The 17,343-nt window shown below is 68.1% G+C and carries 15 protein-coding genes and 1 riboswitch; of the genes, 12 read left to right on the forward strand and 3 right to left on the reverse strand.

Features of this window, described 5'->3' with window-relative positions:
• Positions 1-101 precede the first annotated feature (101 nt).
• On the reverse strand, positions 102-869 hold the full coding sequence (locus tag I8J34_RS08800; protein ID WP_214361022.1) for a 3-hydroxyacyl-CoA dehydrogenase: 768 nt from the start codon (positions 867-869) through the stop codon (positions 102-104).
• Between the two features lie 173 nt (positions 870-1,042).
• Between I8J34_RS08800 and pyk the strand changes: the two genes are divergently transcribed.
• From pyk to I8J34_RS08835, 7 genes are all read left to right on the forward strand, one after another.
• A complete protein-coding gene (pyk, locus tag I8J34_RS08805) occupies positions 1,043-2,488 on the forward strand; it encodes a pyruvate kinase (RefSeq protein ID WP_214361023.1) in 1,446 nt (481 codons plus the stop codon).
• Positions 2,489-2,648: 160 nt separating this feature from the next.
• Positions 2,649-2,857, forward strand: a riboswitch (cobalamin riboswitch).
• 48 nt (positions 2,858-2,905) lie between these two features.
• Complete coding sequence (gene bluB, locus I8J34_RS08810; protein WP_230411765.1) at positions 2,906-3,658, forward strand: 5,6-dimethylbenzimidazole synthase; 753 nt, start codon at positions 2,906-2,908, stop codon at positions 3,656-3,658.
• Positions 3,659-3,769: 111 nt separating this feature from the next.
• Positions 3,770-4,834 (forward strand): class II fructose-bisphosphate aldolase, encoded by a 1,065-nt coding sequence (fba, locus tag I8J34_RS08815; RefSeq protein ID WP_214361025.1) that lies wholly within the window; start codon positions 3,770-3,772, stop codon positions 4,832-4,834.
• Between the two features lie 61 nt (positions 4,835-4,895).
• Entirely contained in the window at positions 4,896-5,324 is a 429-nt protein-coding gene (locus tag I8J34_RS08820; protein WP_214361026.1) for a gamma-glutamylcyclotransferase family protein, read from the forward strand.
• 94 nt (positions 5,325-5,418) lie between these two features.
• Entirely contained in the window at positions 5,419-6,711 is a 1,293-nt protein-coding gene (locus I8J34_RS08825; RefSeq protein WP_214361027.1) for a DUF3422 family protein, read from the forward strand.
• A 96-nt stretch (positions 6,712-6,807) separates the two neighbouring features.
• Positions 6,808-8,286 carry an MBOAT family O-acyltransferase gene (locus I8J34_RS08830; protein ID WP_214361028.1) on the forward strand — a complete coding sequence of 493 codons (1,479 nt, stop codon included), beginning with the start codon at positions 6,808-6,810 and terminating at the stop codon, positions 8,284-8,286.
• The gene (locus I8J34_RS08835) at positions 8,286-9,305 is read left to right on the forward strand and encodes an SDR family oxidoreductase (RefSeq protein ID WP_214361029.1); all 1,020 of its coding nucleotides are present in this window, start codon (positions 8,286-8,288) and stop codon (positions 9,303-9,305) included. The genes I8J34_RS08830 and I8J34_RS08835 overlap by 1 nt, the downstream gene beginning before the upstream one ends.
• Before the next feature lie 47 nt (positions 9,306-9,352).
• Here I8J34_RS08835 and I8J34_RS08840 read toward each other — a convergent pair whose 3' ends face one another.
• Positions 9,353-9,568, reverse strand: a complete 216-nt coding sequence (locus I8J34_RS08840; protein ID WP_214361030.1) for a YMGG-like glycine zipper-containing protein — start codon at positions 9,566-9,568, stop codon at positions 9,353-9,355.
• A gap of 267 nt (positions 9,569-9,835) precedes the next feature.
• Between I8J34_RS08840 and I8J34_RS08845 the strand changes: the two genes are divergently transcribed.
• From I8J34_RS08845 to I8J34_RS08855, 3 genes are all read left to right on the forward strand, one after another.
• Entirely contained in the window at positions 9,836-10,771 is a 936-nt protein-coding gene (locus I8J34_RS08845) for a phosphoribosylaminoimidazolesuccinocarboxamide synthase (protein WP_214361031.1), read from the forward strand.
• Between the two features lie 98 nt (positions 10,772-10,869).
• Positions 10,870-11,643: a DUF2189 domain-containing protein gene (locus tag I8J34_RS08850; protein WP_214361032.1), complete on the forward strand. Its 774-nt coding sequence runs from the start codon at positions 10,870-10,872 to the stop codon at positions 11,641-11,643.
• 169 nt (positions 11,644-11,812) lie between these two features.
• A complete protein-coding gene (locus tag I8J34_RS08855) occupies positions 11,813-13,882 on the forward strand; it encodes a M3 family metallopeptidase (RefSeq protein WP_214361033.1) in 2,070 nt (689 codons plus the stop codon).
• Positions 13,883-13,885: 3 nt separating this feature from the next.
• Here I8J34_RS08855 and I8J34_RS08860 read toward each other — a convergent pair whose 3' ends face one another.
• Positions 13,886-15,682, reverse strand: coding sequence for an EAL domain-containing protein (locus I8J34_RS08860; protein WP_214361034.1), 1,797 nt, complete (start codon positions 15,680-15,682; stop codon positions 13,886-13,888).
• Between the two features lie 184 nt (positions 15,683-15,866).
• Here I8J34_RS08860 and xth point away from each other — a divergent pair, with 184 nt between their 5' ends.
• Both xth and I8J34_RS08870 read left to right on the forward strand, forming a co-directional pair.
• The gene (gene xth / locus I8J34_RS08865; RefSeq protein ID WP_214361035.1) at positions 15,867-16,628 is read left to right on the forward strand and encodes an exodeoxyribonuclease III; all 762 of its coding nucleotides are present in this window, start codon (positions 15,867-15,869) and stop codon (positions 16,626-16,628) included.
• Positions 16,625-17,338 carry an alpha/beta hydrolase family protein gene (locus I8J34_RS08870; RefSeq protein ID WP_214361036.1) on the forward strand — a complete coding sequence of 238 codons (714 nt, stop codon included), beginning with the start codon at positions 16,625-16,627 and terminating at the stop codon, positions 17,336-17,338. The genes xth and I8J34_RS08870 overlap by 4 nt, the downstream gene beginning before the upstream one ends.
• Positions 17,339-17,343 lie beyond the last annotated feature (5 nt).

Raw genomic sequence — 17,343 nt, forward strand, 5'->3', positions numbered from 1 at the left:
CAACCGACGCCTTGTATCACACTTGCCCCACTCTCCCCAAACCTGCCGGACATGAAAAACGCGACCCGCGGGCCGCGCTTTTTACGTGCTACGCCAATGGCTTACTTCGGCGCCATGCGGATCGCGCCATCCAGGCGGATCACCTCGCCATTCAGATAGCTGTTCTCGGCAATATGGCGCACCAGGGCCGCGTACTCGGCCGGTTTGCCCATGCGCGAGGGGAAAGGCACCATCTTGCCCAGCGCATCCTGCACCTCGGCCGGCATGCCCATCAGCATCGGGGTTTCCATGATGCCCGGGGCGATGGTCATCACGCGGATGCCGCTTCGCGCCAGTTCGCGCGCCACCGGCAAGGTCAGCGCCACCACGCCACCCTTCGACGCGGCATAGGCCGCCTGACCGATCTGACCGTCGTAGGCCGCCACCGAGGCGGTGCTGACGATCACGCCGCGCTCGCCCATGGCGTTCGGCGTGTTCCGGCTCATCGCCTCGGCCGCCAGACGGATCATGTTGAAGGTGCCCACCAGGTTGATGCCCACCACCTTGGCAAACGACTCGAGCCGGTGCGCGCCCTCGCGGCCGACCACCTTCTCCGCCGGCGCCACGCCGGCGCAGTTGACCAGGCCGGTGACCGGACCGAAGGCCTCGGCCGCCGCAGCAAAGGCCGCACGCGCGCTGTCTTCGTTGGTGACGTCGGTCAGCACGAAGCGTGCCGCCGCGCCCAGCTCGGCGGCACGCGCTTGCCCGGCTTCTGCGTTCACATCGGCCAGCACCACGCTGCCGCCGGCCTCGACCACCATCTGCGCCGTCGCCGCGCCGAGGCCCGAGCCCCCGCCGGTGACGACAAAAACACTGCCCTTCATTTCCATGAGATTCCCCTGCAACGCTTCCGCACAATGACGGACACAATAGGCAACGTTGACGTTAACGTCAACACGATGCCGACACCCCAACTTCATCCTTGCAGCTGTCGTGCCGGCGTCAAGTCCAACCGCTAGAATGTGAGGCTGTCATCGCCCACACCACAAGAACAGGACACCTCATGTCTCGCCATACCAAGATCGTCGCCACCCTCGGCCCCGCCTCGTCCGACCCTGCCGTGCTCGAATCCATGGTGCACGCCGGCGTGGACGTGGTGCGCATGAACTTCTCCCACGGCACTGCCGAAGACCACATCGCCCGCGCCGAGTCGATCCGCGAAGTCAGCGCCCGCACCCGACGGCCGGTAGGCATCCTGGCCGATCTGCAGGGGCCGAAGATCCGTGTCGGCAAGTTCACCGAGGGCAAGGTCACGCTGGTCAAGGACGCCGCCTTCATCCTCGACGCCACCTGCGAGATGGGCGACGAGAAGCGCGTGGGCCTGGACTACCCCGACCTGCCGGGCGACGTGGCGCCGGGCGACATCCTGCTGCTCGACGACGGCCGCCTCAAACTCGGTGTCGAAAAAGTGCTCGGCACGGCGATCCACTGCCGCGTGCGCGTCGGCGGCACGCTCTCCAACAACAAGGGCATCAACCGCCAGGGCGGCGGGCTGTCGGCCCCGGCGCTGACCGCCAAGGACATGGACGACGTGCGCACCGCCGCCAAGATCGGCGTCGACTTCATCGCCGTCTCCTTTCCCAAGAGCGCGGCCGACATGTACATGGCGCGCCAGCTGATGCGCGCGGCCGGCGGCAAGGCACTCTTGATCGCCAAGATCGAACGCACCGAGGCGGTCGCCAACCTCGACGAGATCCTCGATGCCTCGGACGGCATCATGGTGGCGCGCGGCGACCTGGCCGTCGAAGTGGGCGACGCGGCCGTGCCCGCGCTGCAAAAGAAGATGATTCGCGCCGCCCGCGAGAAGAACAAGCTGACCATCACCGCCACCCAGATGATGGAGTCGATGATCACCAGCCCGGTGCCGACCCGCGCAGAGGTGTCGGATGTGGCCAATGCCGTGCTCGACGGCACCGACGCCGTCATGCTGTCGGCCGAGACCGCCGCCGGCAGCTTCCCGGTCGAAGTGGTCGAAGCCATGTCGCGGGTCTGTCTGGAAGCCGAGAAGTCCTCGGAGGTGACGCTCGACCGCGACGTGCTCAACCGCACCTTCACCCGCATCGACCAATCCATCGCCATGGCCGCGATCTGGACCGCCCACCACCTCAAGGTCAAGGCCATCGCCGCCCTCACCCAGACCGGCTCCACCGCCCTGTGGATGAGCCGGCTCAACAGCGGCGTGCCGATCTACGCCCTCACGCCGGAAAAATCCGCGCGCAACCAGATGACGCTCTACCGCGAGGTGTATCCGCTGCTGATGTCGCAACCGCACCAGGACCGCGACATGCTGCTGTGGGAAGCCGAGCGTATCCTCATCGACCAGGGCGTGGTCACCTACGGCGACCTGATCGTGCTCACCATCGGCGAGCCGATCGGCACCGCCGGCGGCACCAACACGCTCAAGATCGTCCGCGTCGGCGAACACACCGCGCCCGGCACCGCGGATTAAGAAGGCCCCCACGCTTGCCGCTGCGCGCCGGCGCTGCCCCCCGAGGGGGCGCAGCCCGGCTTGGGACGGCCCGGCGCCGGGCTGGGACGGCCCTCCCAAGCTTGACGTTGCGGCGCTGCAAGATCCCGCCGGGCGCGGCGCTCTGCTAGACTGGCGGCCGTTTTTCATGTCGCTTTCCGGTGCCCGTCGCAGGACGGGAGAATCGGGAATGCGGTGAGGCGCCGGGGCCTGCCCCGGCCGCCGATTCCGCAACGTGCCCAACGCTGTGAGGGGGATGTCTGTCGCCATATGCCACTGCCCGATCCGGGCGGGAAGGCGCGGCAGACGCCGAACCCGAGTCAGAAGACCGGCCGGAAAGCGTTTACCTCGGCAGTCAGGCCCGGCTGCCGAGCCATGCGCTTGAATCAAGGGGACTCCATGCAAGCGACCCAAGGCCACCAGGCCATCCATCAATTCAGCGACGCCGACCGCGCCGTCATCTACCGCAACATCCTCGCCCGCCGCGACGTGCGCGGCCAGTTCCTGCCCGACCCGGTGCCGGACGACATGCTGGCGCGGATTCTCACCGCCGCGCACTTCGCCCCGTCGGTCGGCTTCATGCAGCCGTGGAGCTTCGTGCTGGTGCGCGACGCGGCGGTCAAGCAGCGGGTGCACGACGCCTTCACCACGGCCAACGCCGAGGCCGCCGACATGTTCGAAGGCGAGCAGCGCGAGGTGTACAAGACGCTGCGCCTGCAGGGCATCCTGGAGGCGCCGATCAACCTGTGCATCACCTGCGACCGCGACCGCGCCGGCCCGGTGGTGATCGGCCGCACCCACATCAAGGCGATGGACATCTACAGCTCGGTGTGCGCGGTGCAGAACCTGTGGCTGGCCGCGCGCGCCGAGGGCCTCGGCGTGGGCTGGGTGAGCATTTTCCGCCAGTCGGCGATCCGCGAGATTCTGCAGTTGCCCGAGCGCATCATGCCGGTGGCCTATCTGTGCATCGGCAAGGTCAGCCATTTCTTCGACAAGCCCGAGCTCGAAGCGGCCGGCTGGCGCCAGCGCCTGCCGCTTGAGGAGTTGCTGCATTTCGACACCTGGGGCGGCACCGACGCGCATGCCGATGGTCTGAACGCCGAAATCCGTGCGTGTCAGGCCAAGGCGAGCCAGGGCATCCCGCCCGTGTGACGGCTGACGCACCGCAGCAGCGACACTCACGGTAAAATAGTCGCATTTCGCCGGGGCCCGGCGCTTCGATCGGCGCCCCGGCCAGCTTCGACCCCATTCAGGAGACTCCCCATGCCGCTCGTATCCATGCGACAGCTTCTCGACCACGCCGCCGAGCACAGCTACGGTCTGCCCGCCTTCAACGTCAACAACCTGGAACAGGTGCAGGCCATCATGGAAGCGGCGTCCGAGCTCGACAGCCCGGTGATCATGCAAGCCTCGGCCGGCGCCCGCAAATATGCCGGCGAAGCCTTCCTGCGCCATCTCATCGATGCCGCCGTCGAAGCCTATCCGCACATCCCGGTCGTCATGCACCAGGACCACGGCCAGTCGCCGGCGGTGTGTCTCACCGCCATCCGCTCCGGCTTCTCCTCGGTGATGATGGACGGCTCGCTGCTCGAAGACGGCAAGACCCCGTCCTCGTATGACTACAACGTCGAGGTCACCCGCAAGGTGGTCGAGATGTCGCATGCCATCGGCGTCACCGTCGAGGCCGAACTGGGCTGCCTCGGTTCGCTCGAGACCGGCGAGGCCGGCGAGGAAGACGGCATCGGCGCCGAAGGCAAGCTCGATCACTCGCAGCTGCTCACCGACCCCGATCAGGCCGCCGACTTCGTCAAGCTGACCGACTGCGACGCGCTGGCCATCGCCATCGGCACCAGCCACGGCGCCTACAAGTTCACCCGCAAGCCCACTGGCGACATCCTCGCCATCGACCGCATCAAGGCCATCCACGCCCGCATCCCCAACACCCACCTGGTGATGCACGGCTCCTCCTCGGTGCCGCAGGAGCTGCTCGCCATCATCCGCGAGTTCGGCGGCGACATGAAGGAAACCTACGGCGTGCCGGTCGAGGAAATCGTCGAGGGCATCAAGTACGGCGTGCGCAAGATCAACATCGACACCGACATCCGTCTGGCCATGACCGGCGCGATCCGCAAGTTCCTGTTCGAGAACCCGTCCAAGTTCGACCCGCGCGAATACCTCAAGCCGGCCCGCGAAGCGGCCAAGCTGGTGGTCAAGGCGCGCTTCGAGGCCTTCGGCTGCGCCGGCCGCGCCAGCCAGATCAAGCCGGTGTCGCTGGAGAAGATCGCCGCCCGCTACAAGGCCGGCGAGCTGACCCAGGTGGTGCGCTGAGCGCCCTGCGCCCGGCCCACTCGACGGCACCTGCGGGTGCCGTTTTCACACCCGCGCCGACATGATCCGCCCAACCGCCTGCTTCACCTACGGCTCGCTGATGTGCGAAGACATCTTTCGCGCTGTCACCGGCCAGCCGTGCCGCACCGAGCCCGCCGCCCTGGCCGGCTACCGCCGCCATCCGGTACGCGGCGAGGACTACCCGGGCATCCGCCCGGCCGGCGACGCTACCGTCGACGGTGTGCTCTATCACGGCGTGAGCCCAGCTGCCCTGGCCCGTCTCGATGCCTTCGAAGGCGCGCACTACCTGCGCGAGGCGGTCGAGGTGCGCACCGTGGGCGGCGCCATGGTGGCCGCCTGGGTATATGTCTTCCACCCCGCCCAGGCCCACCGTCTCGCCCCCGGCGACTGGGATGCGGCCGCCTTCAAGCGCCATGGCAAGGTCCGCTTCCTGCGCCGCTATCGGCCGACCGGCCGGTCGGACATGTAACCCGCCCCGTCACCGCGCTACCCGTGCAGGAATCGGGCTGCTACAGTAGGCCGCTTCCCGGCGCTACGCCGATCGCATCACGGTGCACACGCCCATGACCCTGTTTGAAGAGCATCCCCTCCGGCAGAGCCTCAACGACGAAGTCCACGCCCGCCCGCCGGTCCCGCTGCGCGGCCCGACCCGCATCAGCTACCTGGCCTTCGTCCATGACAACGGCAGCAGTGACCAGGAACACCACCATCTGCAGCAACTGGCGCGCCAGCTGGACATTCCCTTGCCCGAAACCGGCAAGGGCCACCTGCTGCTCGATGCCGGCGAATTCCGCCTCAAGTGGGAGCGCCACAACGAGTTCTCCAGCTACACCTTCCTGCGCGATGTGGACGACGCCGAGACCGAAGACACCACCGCCCTGCTCGCCGTGCCGGCTGCCTGGCGCAAGGCGATTCCCGGCAAATTGATGGTCGCCTCGCATGTGGCGGTGCTGTCGGGGGGCCTTCAACCGGCCGAAACGCACGCCGCCCGACTGGCCGACCCGGACCGCTCGGTGATCGTCTCGCGCTTTGCCGACGGTGCCGGCTGGGTGCTCACCGACTTCCAGATCCATGACGGCTTCTCGCACTTCACGATCCTCGACGACGGGCTCGAGCCGCGCCAGGCCGGGCGCAATCTCCAGCGTGTACTGGAGATCGAAACCTACCGGATGATGGCGCTGATGGCCTTCCCCGTGGCCAAGTCGGTGAGCCGAACGCTCAAGGCCGCCGAGGACGAGCTGGCCGACCTGATGGACGCCATGGGCCAGACCGCCACCGCCAACGACGAACGCGACATCCTCACCCGCCTCACCCGGCTGGCCACCGAAGTCGAGCATGCCGTGGCACGCACCACCTACCGCTTCGGCGCGGCCGCGGCCTATTACCGGCTGGTGCAGCAACGCACCGCCGAGTTGCGCGAGCAGCGCCACGCCGGCTACCCGAACATCACCGACTTCATCGAACGCCGCCTGGCGCCCGCCATCAACACCTGCGCCGCCATCGCCCGCCGGCAGGAAGAACTCTCCGCCCGCATCGCGCGCAGCAGCCAGTTGCTGCGCACCCGGGTGGACATCGCCCTGCAGCAGCAGAACCAGGAACTGCTCGGCCAGATGAACCGCCGCGCCAAACTCCAGCTGCGCCTGCAGGAAACCGTCGAGGGCCTGTCGGTGGTCGCCATCACCTACTACGCCTCGCAGCTGGTCAACTACATGGCCAAGGGCGCCAAGCACGCGATCGAACCGCTCACGCCGGAACTCCTCACCGCCATCACCATTCCGGTCATTGCCACGGCCGTCGCACTCGGCCTGCGGCGCATGCGCAAGGCGCTGGCGGCCGAAGAATCGGACGGGCATTGATGACGAACCGCACACTCACCCGGGAGAAGGCAGCCCGCTGAGCGCCCCGTGCGCTAGGCTGTCACGAACCCCCGCCGATCGAGATCCGAACGCCCCATGCTCTTCACCAGCGCGGCCTTTGCATTTCTCTATCTCCCGCTCGTCCTCCTTGTCTTCTATCTGCTGCCCGAGCGCCACCGCACCCTGGCGGCCGGCTGGCTGTTCGCCGCCTCGCTGTTCTTCTACGGCTACTGGATGCCGGAATTCGTGGCGCTGCTGCTCGGCTCCATCGTCTGGAACTACAGCATCGGCCGCCGCATCGCCATCAGCGGCGCGCGCAGCCCGGCGGCCAAGCGCTGGCTGATCCTCGGCGTCACGGTCAACCTGCTGCTGCTGGGCTATTTCAAGTACGCCAATTTCTTCGTCGACAGCCTCAACGCCCTCTTCGACACCGGCTGGCACATCGGCGAGGTGCTGCTGCCGATCGGCATCTCCTTCTTCACCTTCACCCAGATCGCCTTTCTGGCCGACGGCTACCAGAAAGGCGTGCGCGAATTCGCCTTCACCCACTACGGCCTGTTCGTCACCTACTTCCCGCACCTGATCGCCGGGCCGGTGCTGCATCACGCGCAGATGATGCCGCAGTTCCGCGACACGGCGAACGACCGCTTCAAGCCCGGCAATTTCGTCGGCGGGCTGATGATCTTCGCGCTCGGGCTGTTCAAGAAAGTGGTCCTGGCCGACGGTGTCTCCCCCTATGCCGACACCGTCTTCAATGCCGCACAGGCCGGCGCCCAGCCCGACCTGGTCGAGGCCTGGATCGGCGCGCTGGCCTACACCTTCCAGCTCTACTTCGACTTCTCCGGCTACTCCGACATGGCCATCGGCCTGTCATGGATGTTCAACATCCGCCTGCCCTACAACTTCAACTCGCCCTACCGCGCCACCTCCATCTCCGAGTTCTGGCGCTGCTGGCACATGAGCCTGTCGGCCTTCCTGCGCGACTATCTCTACATCCCGCTCGGCGGCAGCCAGAAGGGGCCGGCGCGGCGCTATGTGAACCTGTTCATCACCATGCTGCTCGGCGGCCTGTGGCATGGCGCGGCCTGGACCTTCGTGGTGTGGGGCGGCCTGCACGGCCTGTATCTGGCGATCAACCACGCCTTCCGGGCCGCGGTGGCGCGCCATGTGCCGCAGTGGAGCGAGCGGCTCGCCTACAAGCTGGCTGCCTGGGGCATCACGATGCTGGCGGTGATCGTCGGCTGGGTGTTCTTCCGTGCCGAGAGCTTCGCCGCCGCGGGCCGTATCCTGACGGGCATGACCGCCATCGACGCCCCGGCCGGCGCCAGTCATCCGCTCTTGTGGAACACCGGGCTCGACACCGCGCGCGGCCTGCTGTGGTGCGCGGTGCTGGGCGCGCTGGCCTTCCTGTGCCCCAACAGCAACCGCATCGGCGAAGCCCTGCTCAGCCGCACCCGCGCTCGGCCCGGCCTGTGCGCCCTGCTCGCCGGCGCGGGGCTCACGCTGGCCGTGCTGCTGGTGTTCATCAATGAAACGCGCGACGCGGCCAGCGCGTTCATCTACTTCAATTTCTGATGATGAAGATCCTGCACCCGCTCCGCCTGCTGCTGCTCGGGGTCCTGCTCACGCTGCTCGGGCTGGAAGGGCTCCTGCGTTTGCTGCCGGTGTCGACCGCCACCATGGTCGACTACCATGTCGCGCCGACCATCCTCACCTACCCGCCTCATCTCGATTTCACGGTGGCCTCCGGCTGGGACCTGAAGAACGCGCGCCATCTGCGCAGCAACAACTTCGGCTTCGTCGACAACCAGGATTTCACCCCCGACCCGGGCGCTGTGGCGGTGATCGGCGACAGCTTCGTCGAAGCCAACATGCTCGCGCCCGACGACCGCATCGGCCCGGCGCTGTCGCGTGCGCTGGACGGCACGGCGGTGTATTCGATGGGCGGACCCGGCTCCAGCCTGCTCGACTACGCCGAACGCGCGCGTCTGGCCGCCGAGCGACTGAACGTGCAGCGCTTCGTGTTCGTGCTGGAACTGGGGGATGTGCAGCAGGTGCTGTGCGGCTCGGGCAATCACCACGGGCCGTGCATCGATCCGCGCGACGGATCGCTCAAACCCTTCACGCGGCCGTCGGCCAGCGGGCTCAAGACCTGGGCGCGGCACTCGGCGCTGGCGCAGTATGTGTTCTCGCAGCTCAAGTTCAACCCGGCGCGGCTGTGGCAATCGCTGCGCCCGGCCGTGGCAGCCGGCGGCCGGCCAAAGGCCGACCCGATGACCCCGGCGCTGACGCGCGAGATCGTCACCCGTTTTCTCGACGCGCTACCGGCCACTGCGCAACCGCCAATCTTGCTGATCGACGGCCCGCGCGGTCGCCACAGTGACGAGATCACGCGGCAATTGGCGCAGATGGCGCAACTGCGCACGCTGGCCGAAGCCGCTGGCGCCCGGGTCATCGATCTCGCGCCACACTTCGCGGCCTGGCGCGCGGCCAACGGACTGTCACTGGAAGTCGGCCCCTACGACGGCCACTGGAATCCGGTCGCGCACCGGATCGCCGCCGAGGCGGCGGCCGAGGCGCTGCGCGCGCCCTGAGGCCGCGCCGGCCTCACTGGCCGCGCATTTTGCCGCTTATTTGCCGCTCATTTACCAATCTGGTCGCCAATCACCCCGCCGACGGCGGCACCGCCGACCGTGCCGAGCACGCCCCCATCGGTCATCACCGCGCCGGCCACCCCGCCGACGCCGGCACCGATGGCGGCGCTGCGTTCGCGGTGGGACATGCCTTCCCAGGTACTGCAACCGCTCGCCCCGATCATCAGGAAAGCGGCCATCAAGAGTGTGATATGCGTTTTCATGATGCCTCCTCGGACGGCGCCCAATGCCGTCGCTCACACCCGTTCGACCGCGGCCGCCGAGAGAATTTCTGCATGAATGTATCTGGATCTCTCGGCCCCGCCGCGCGACACGCCTTGCCGACGCCGGCCGCCGCCTCCGATCCGGCGCCATGCGCGCGCCGTCGGCGATTTACATTCGATTACCGCCGATCGCCGCCCTTCACCCGACGCCACGGGCGACGCGCGAGGCCGCTATAATTCCGCTTTGCCCCGTTCTGGCCGACATTCATGACCACGCCCCTGTTCCAGTCCAGCATCACTTCCCTGCCCCTGCTCGCCCGCGGCAAGGTGCGCGATATCTACGCTGTCGACGACGAAAAGCTGCTCATCGTCACCTCCGACCGCCTGTCCGCCTTCGACGTCATCCTGCCCGACCCGATCCCGCGCAAAGGCCAGGTGCTCACCGCGCTGGCCGGCTTCTGGTTCGACCGTCTGGCCCATGTGGTGCCCAACCAGCTCACCGGCATCGCCCCTGAAACCGTGGTGGCGCCCAACGAGCGCGACCAGGTCGCCGGCCGTGCGCTGGTGGTCAAGCGCCTCACCCCGCTGCCCATCGAGGCGGTGGTGCGCGGCTATGTGATCGGCTCCGGCTGGAAGGACTACCAGCAGACCGGCGCCATCTGCGGCATCGCGCTGCCGGCCGGTCTCAAGCAGGCGGCCAAGCTGCCGGCGCCGATCTTCACCCCGGCCTCCAAGGCCGACGTGGGCGATCACGACGAGAACATCTCCTTTGCCGACGCCCAGACCCGCACCGCCGCCGCCCTCTCCGGCCTGCTCGCCGGAACCGGCAAGAACGGCGCGCAACTGGTCGAAGAAGCGCGCAAGGCGGCCATCCAGCTCTACACCGAGGCGGCCAACTACGCCGCCGGGCGCGGCATCATCATCGCCGACACCAAGTTCGAGTTCGGCGTCGACAAGGCCGGCACGCTGCACCTGATCGACGAGGCGCTCACCCCCGACTCCTCGCGCTTCTGGCCGGCCGACCAGTATCGCGAAGGCATCAGCCCGCCGTCCTTCGACAAGCAGTACGTGCGCGACTATCTCGAGACGCTCGACTGGAACAAGACCGCCCCCGGCCCGCGCCTGCCCGTCGACGTGGCCGAGCGCACCGGCGCCAAGTATGTGGAAGCCTACGAGCGCCTCACCGGCCGCACGCTGGGCTGACCGCCATTGCGGCATCGCCGATGCCGCAATGCAGCTTTCCTTCCGCCGGATCGCGTTCTAGATTGTGAGGGTCTCCCCTCACGACCCGGAGCGCGTTCATGGATAGACCCGCCGATTTCCTGTCGCAGCATTTCGACCTACCCCGCATCCGGGCCGTAACCCCGCAACGCCCGCTCGACTGGCTGCAGCGCGGCTGGTCCGACATGCGCGACAACCTCGGTGCCAGCCTGGCCTACGGCCTGTTTTTCGCGCTCATCGGCTATCTCCTGCTGATGTTCGCCGCGCCGCGCCCCTATCTGTTCTCCACCGCGATCTCCGGCTTCCTGCTGATCGGCCCACTCGCCGCCGCCGGCCTGTACGAGATCTCGCGCCGGCACGAGGCCGGCGAGCGCACCAGCCTCAAGGCCTCGCTGAGCGGGCTGCGCCAGCGGGCCGACGTGCTGTTCCATTTCGGCATCCTGCTGGCGCTGCTGCTGATCGTCTGGGAGCGCGTCTCCGCCGTGGTCTTCGCGCTGTTCTATGCCGACAACGTGCCCGACCTGGAAAACTTCTTCCAGTCGATCTTCCTCTCCGGCGAGTACACCGCGCTGGTGCTGGCCTACATCGCGGTCGGCGGCATCCTCGCCGCCGTGGTGTTCAGCGCCACCGTGATCGCCATCCCGATGATGATCGGCCGCGACACCGACATGCTCACCGCCATGGCCACCAGCCTGCGCGCCGTGGCGCTCAATCCCTTGCCGATGCTGGTGTGGGCAGTGCTGATCGTCCTCCTCGTGGCGCTGGGCTTCGCCACCCTGATGGTCGGCATGGCGATCCTGCTACCCCTGCTCGGCCACGCCTCCTGGCACGCCTATCGCGACCTGGTTCGCTGACCGCTTACCCCAAGCGGGCCCAGCTCGGCCCGCTGCCCCCGGCCACTGTGCCGGGGGCTCTTGATTCTCCCGGCTCCGCCCCGACCTGATCCCGTACCGGCCGCGCGTCCGTCGCGCAGCCGGGCCGGACTTTGCCTACAATCGGCGCATTCCCTTTTCAGGAACCTCCATGTCTGCCGTCTCCGACAATCCGCTGCTCGACTTCACCGACCTCACCCACTTCGACCGCATCACGCCGAGCGATGTCGAACCGGCCATCCGCCATCTGCTCGACACCGCGCGCGACACACTGGCCAAGCTCGAAGCCGACGCCACGCCCGCCACCTGGGACGGCTTCGTGATCCCCATGACCGAGGCCACCGAGCACCTCGGTCGCGCCTGGGGTGTGGTCGGCCACATGCACAGCGTGATGGACACCCCCGAGTGGCGCGCCGCCTACAACGCACTGCTGCCCGAGATCAGCGGCTTCTACGCCGATCTGGGGCAGAACGAAGCGCTCTACGCCAAGTACCGCGCGCTGCGCGACAGCGCCGAATACGCCACGCTGTCGCCGGTGCGCCAGCGCATCATCGACCATGAACTGCGCGACTTCCGCCTCTCCGGCGCCGAGCTGCCCGAGGCGCAAAAACCGCGCTTCAAGGCCATCAGCGAGGAGCAGTCGGCGCTCGGCGCCAAGTTCTCCGAAAACCTGCTCGACGCCACCAACGCCTTCGCCGAATGGGTTACCGTCGAGGCCGAACTGGCCGGCCTGCCCGACGACGTAGTCGCCGCCGCCCGCGCCGCCGCCGAGAAGGACGGCCGCGAGGGCTGGAAGTTCACCCTGCAGATGCCCTCCTACCTGCCGGTGATGCAATACGCCGACAGCGCCCGGCTGCGCGAGACGATGTACCGCGCCAACGGCATCCGCGCCTCCGAACTGGGGAAGCCGGAATGGGACAACGGCCCGATCATCGGCCGCCTGCTGGCCCTGGCCGCCGAAGAGGCGAAGATGCTCGGCTACCGCAGCTACGCCGAGCTGTCGCTGGTGCCCAAGATGGCCGAAACCCCCGAACAGGTGCTCGGCTTCCTACGTGAGCTCGGCGCCAAGGCCAAGCCCTACGCCGAGCGCGACCTGGCCGAGCTGAAAGCCTTCGCCGCCAAGGAACTGGGCCTCGCCGAGCTGCAGCCCTGGGACATGGGCTACGCCAGCGAAAAGCTGCGCCAGGCGCGCTACGCCTTCTCCGAGAACGAGGTGCGCCAGTACTTCCCCGAGCCGCGCGTGCTCGACGGGCTGTTCGGCGTCATCGAATCGCTCTACGGCGTGCAGCTGCGCCATGACAGCGCGCCGGTGTGGGACCCGTCGGTCAAGGTGCTGCGCATCGAGCGTACCGGCCAACTGATCGGCCAGCTCTACCTCGACCTGCATGCGCGCGACACCAAGCGCGGCGGCGCCTGGATGGACTCGGCGCGCAGCCGCCAGCGCAGCGGCAGCCGCCTGCTCACCCCGGTCGCCTACGTGGTGTGCAACTTCTCGCCGCCGGTCGGCGACAAGCCCGCCACGCTGACCCATGACGACGTGCTGACCCTGTTCCACGAATTCGGCCACGCGCTGCACCACCTGCTCACCGAGGTCGACGAGGTGGCGGTTTCGGGCATCCACGGCGTCGAGTGGGACGCGGTCGAGCTGCCCAGCCAGTTCATGGAAAACTTCTGCTGGGAGTGGGATGTGCTCAGCGGCATGAGCGCCCATGTGAACACCGGCGAGACGCTGCCGAGCGAACTGTTCGACAAAATGCTCGCCGCGCGCCACTTCCAGAGCGGCATGCAGATGGTGCGCCAGCTCGAGTTCAGCCTTTTCGACCTGCGCCTCTACCACGAGATCGAGGCCGAGCAGCCGGTGCCGGTCGCCACCGTGCTGGCCCTGCTCGACGAGGTGCGCCGCGAGGTGGCCGTCACCTTCCCGCCGACCTGGCACCGCTTCCCGCTGAGCTTCTCGCACATCTTCGCTGGCGGCTATTCGGCCGGCTACTACAGCTACAAGTGGGCCGAGGTGCTCTCCGCCGATGCCTTCGCCGCCTTCGAGGAGGCCGGCGCCGGGCGCGGCAGTCTGCTCGATCCGGAAACCGGCCGACGCTTCTGGCGCGAGATCCTCGCCGTCGGCGGCAGCCGCCCGGCGCTCGACTCCTTCATCGCCTTCCGCGGCCGCGAGCCGCAGGTCGACGCCCTGCTGCGCCACAGCGGCATGCTCGAAGCCGCCTGAGGCTCAGGCGGCTTCGGCGCAGCAGTCGTCGGCGGGCAGCACATGGAAAAAGTCGGGCCGCCCCTTGGCCACCTTCTTGGCCGCCGCGGCGGCCGAGGCGATGGCTTCGGGGTCGAGCCGGCAGCCCCGCGTCACCATGACGATGCCGACCGACAGCGAGGTGATCGGGAAGAACGCCGCAAAGCCGCGGCGGTCTTCCGCATCCAGCCCGCCTTGCACCCGCTCGCGCGCGTCGTACAGTGACGGCGCCGTCTCGGCGAAGCTGTCGATGATGCGCCGGCAGCGCGCCTCCCAGTCCTCGCTCTGAAACAGCGCCACGAAGTCGTCGCCACCCACATGGCCGAGGAAGTCGCAGCTCTTGTCGCACTGCGCCGAGATCGCGCTGGCCGCCAGCTTGATCATCTCGTCGCCGCGCCAGTAACCGTATCGATCGTTGTAGGGTTTGAAGTTGTTCAGGTCGAAATAGGCCGCGGCAAACGCCACTTGGGCATCGAGCAGCCGCCGGATGTGCGCAGTGATCGGCAGGTTGCCGGGCAGGCAGGTGAGCGGATTGGCCAGGCGCGCGGCCTCGATGCGCCGCTCGGTGACTGCCCGCACCAGGCCGTCGCCGGTGGCCAGGCCGGCATAGCGGCCGCCATCGGTGAGGATGAAGCCTTCGCTCAGGTAGCCCTGGTTTTCGCCCATCAGGATGCCGACCAGCGAGTCGATGGTGCTCAAGCGATCCACCTTGAGCGGATCGGCATTCATGAACAGCGTGCACGAGCGCCGGCCGAACAGGTCGGCATGGTAGGGCCGCGCCATCTGGTCGACCAGGGTGCGCCGGTTGATCAGGCCGATCGGGGAGCTCCCCGCCACCACCGCCACGGCATGCAGCATGTCATGCCTGGCGAACAGGTTCAGCACCGACTGGCAGGAATGCTCGGCCGTCACCGTCGGCGCGGCGATGCACAAGGCGTCGACCGTCAACAGCGGGTCGGCATGCAGCGGGGCGCTGGGCAACACCGCCAGTTTGGCCGATTTCAGCACCGTCCCCACCGCGTCGCACAGCGTACGCGGCGGCTCGACACTCGGGCGGGCGATGAAATACCCCTGCGCAAAGCGGCAGCCCAGATCACGCACCACGGCCAGTTCTTCGGCCGTCTCCACGCCCTCGATCACCAGCGGCGTGCCGAAAGCCTTGGCCAGGCTCATCACCGTGCGCAGCACTTCCAGCTTGCGGCTGTCGCGGTGGACCTCGCGCACGAAATAGCGGTCGATCTTGACCACTTCGGGGTTCAGTTGCGCCCACAGGCGCAGGCTGGAGCGGCCGTCGCCGAAATCGTCGATGGCCAGTTGCGGCCCCTCGGCGCGCAGGCGGGCCACCGCGGTTTCGAGCGCCACGATGTCTTCGACCCGCTCATGCTCCGTCAGCTCGAACACCAGCCGCCCCGGTGCCACGCCAGCCTCGCGCGCCACCTGCAAGACATGCCCGCCCGCGTCGGCGGCGATCAGTTGCAGGGCCGGTGCGCTGACGTTGAGGAACAGCTTGCCGCCGAGTCGCTGCCGGGCGAAGGCTTCGATCGCCAACTCGCAGCAGCGCAACTCGAAGGCCTCCGTCATGCCGGCCTGCCGCGCCGCATGCAACAAGGCCTCCGGCGCCGCCAGCGCGGTATTTTCGGGGCCACGAACCAGCGCCTCGTAGCCATACACATCGCCCCCCTTGAGATTGGCGATCGGCTGGAAGACGAAAGACAGGCCGTCACCCTCGATCAGGGGCTGGATGCGGGTGGCGTGGATGGGGTTGAAGCGCGCGCGGGTCATCTGGGTTCCTTGTGCATGGCACTAGTTCTTTCGGCCGAATGATCGACAACTTCTCCGCCGCCTTGAATGAAGTTTTCGTGACACGCGCCGGGCCGGCCACCGTGCCCGTCGCGGCGCGTGTCGTTTGGTCCGGGGCCTCCCAACTGGCAAAATGGCGCCATCCCGGTTTCTCACCCTGCCTCCCATGAAAATCGCCACCTGGAATGTGAACTCCCTCAAGGTCCGCCTGCCGCATCTGCTCGACTGGCTCGCCGCCGAGCAGCCCGACGCGGTCTGCCTGCAGGAGCTGAAGCTGGAGGACAAGGCCTTTCCGCAAGCCGAGCTCGAGGCGGTCGGCTACCAGGCGGTGTTCAGCGGCCAGAAGACCTACAACGGCGTGGCCATCCTGAGCCGGCAGGCGCCGGCCGAGGTGGTGCGCGGCATCCCGGGTTTCGATGACGAGCAAAAGCGCATCATCGCCGAGACGATCGGCGATGTGCGGCTCATCTGCGGCTATTTCCCCAACGGCCAGGCCGTCGGCTCGGACAAGTTCGCCTACAAGCTCGACTGGCTCGCGGCACTGACCGCCTGGGTCAAGGACGAACTGCGCCAGCACCCGCGCCTGGTGCTCGCCGGCGACTTCAACATCGCGCCCGAAGACCGTGACGCGCATCCGGGCTGGAAGGACGAGATCCATGTCTCCGTGCCCGAGCGCGACGCCTTCCGCGCGCTCGAACTGCTCGGCCTGACCGATGCCTTCCGCCTGTTCGACCAGGCGGCCAACAGCTTCTCGTGGTGGGACTACCGCATGAACGCCTTCGCCCGCAATTTCGGCCTGCGCATCGACCACCTGCTGATCTCCGATCCGCTGGTGGCCGACTGCCGCCGCTGCTGGGTGGACACCGCGCCGCGCCAGCTTGAGCGCCCCTCGGACCACGCCCCGGTGCTGATCGAACTGACCCGATGACGATCGGCGTCGTCCTGCTGCACGGCAAGTGGGACACGCCGCCGTTTGCCGTCGCGGCCCTGGCCGAGCCGCTCGCCGGCGCCGGCTGCGCGGTGCGTCTGCCGACCCTGCCGTGGGCGCTGCGCCGCCTGTATGACGCTTGTTTCGACGCCGCACTCGACCAGATCGCCGATGAAGCCGCCGCCCTGCGCCACGCCGGCTGCCGGCGCGTCCTGCTGTGCGGCCACAGCCTCGGCGCCTGTGCTGCCCTGGCCACGGCGGCCCAGCGCGGCGGTATCGACGGGTTGATCCTGCTCGCCCCCGGGCATTTTCCGGAACGCCTGGCGGCCGCCGGCCACACCGCCGAATCGCTGCATGCCGCCCGTGCGGCGGTGACGGCCGGCCGGGGCGCACAACGCCTGCCGCTGGTCGACGTGCACCAGGGCCGCGTGCGCCGCTTGCGCCTGCGGCCCGACCACTACCTGGGCTACTTCTCGCCCGACGGTCCCGCCGCGTGGCCGGCCAACGCCGCCCGGCTCGCCGCGCCGCTGCCGATGCTGTGGCTCACGCCGCACAGCGACACGGCCCATGCACCGGGAATCGACTATGCTTTCGAGCGGGCGCCTCACCATCCGGCCAGCAATTGGCGCGGGGTGGCCGCCGCCCATCACGACACGCCCGCGCAAGCCGTCGGCCCCATCCTCGACTGGCTGCGCACCCTCGACTGGTAACGCCC

Origin of the sequence: Denitromonas iodatirespirans, from assembly GCF_018524365.1 — a bacterium.
Classification (GTDB): domain Bacteria; phylum Pseudomonadota; class Gammaproteobacteria; order Burkholderiales; family Rhodocyclaceae; genus Nitrogeniibacter; species Nitrogeniibacter iodatirespirans.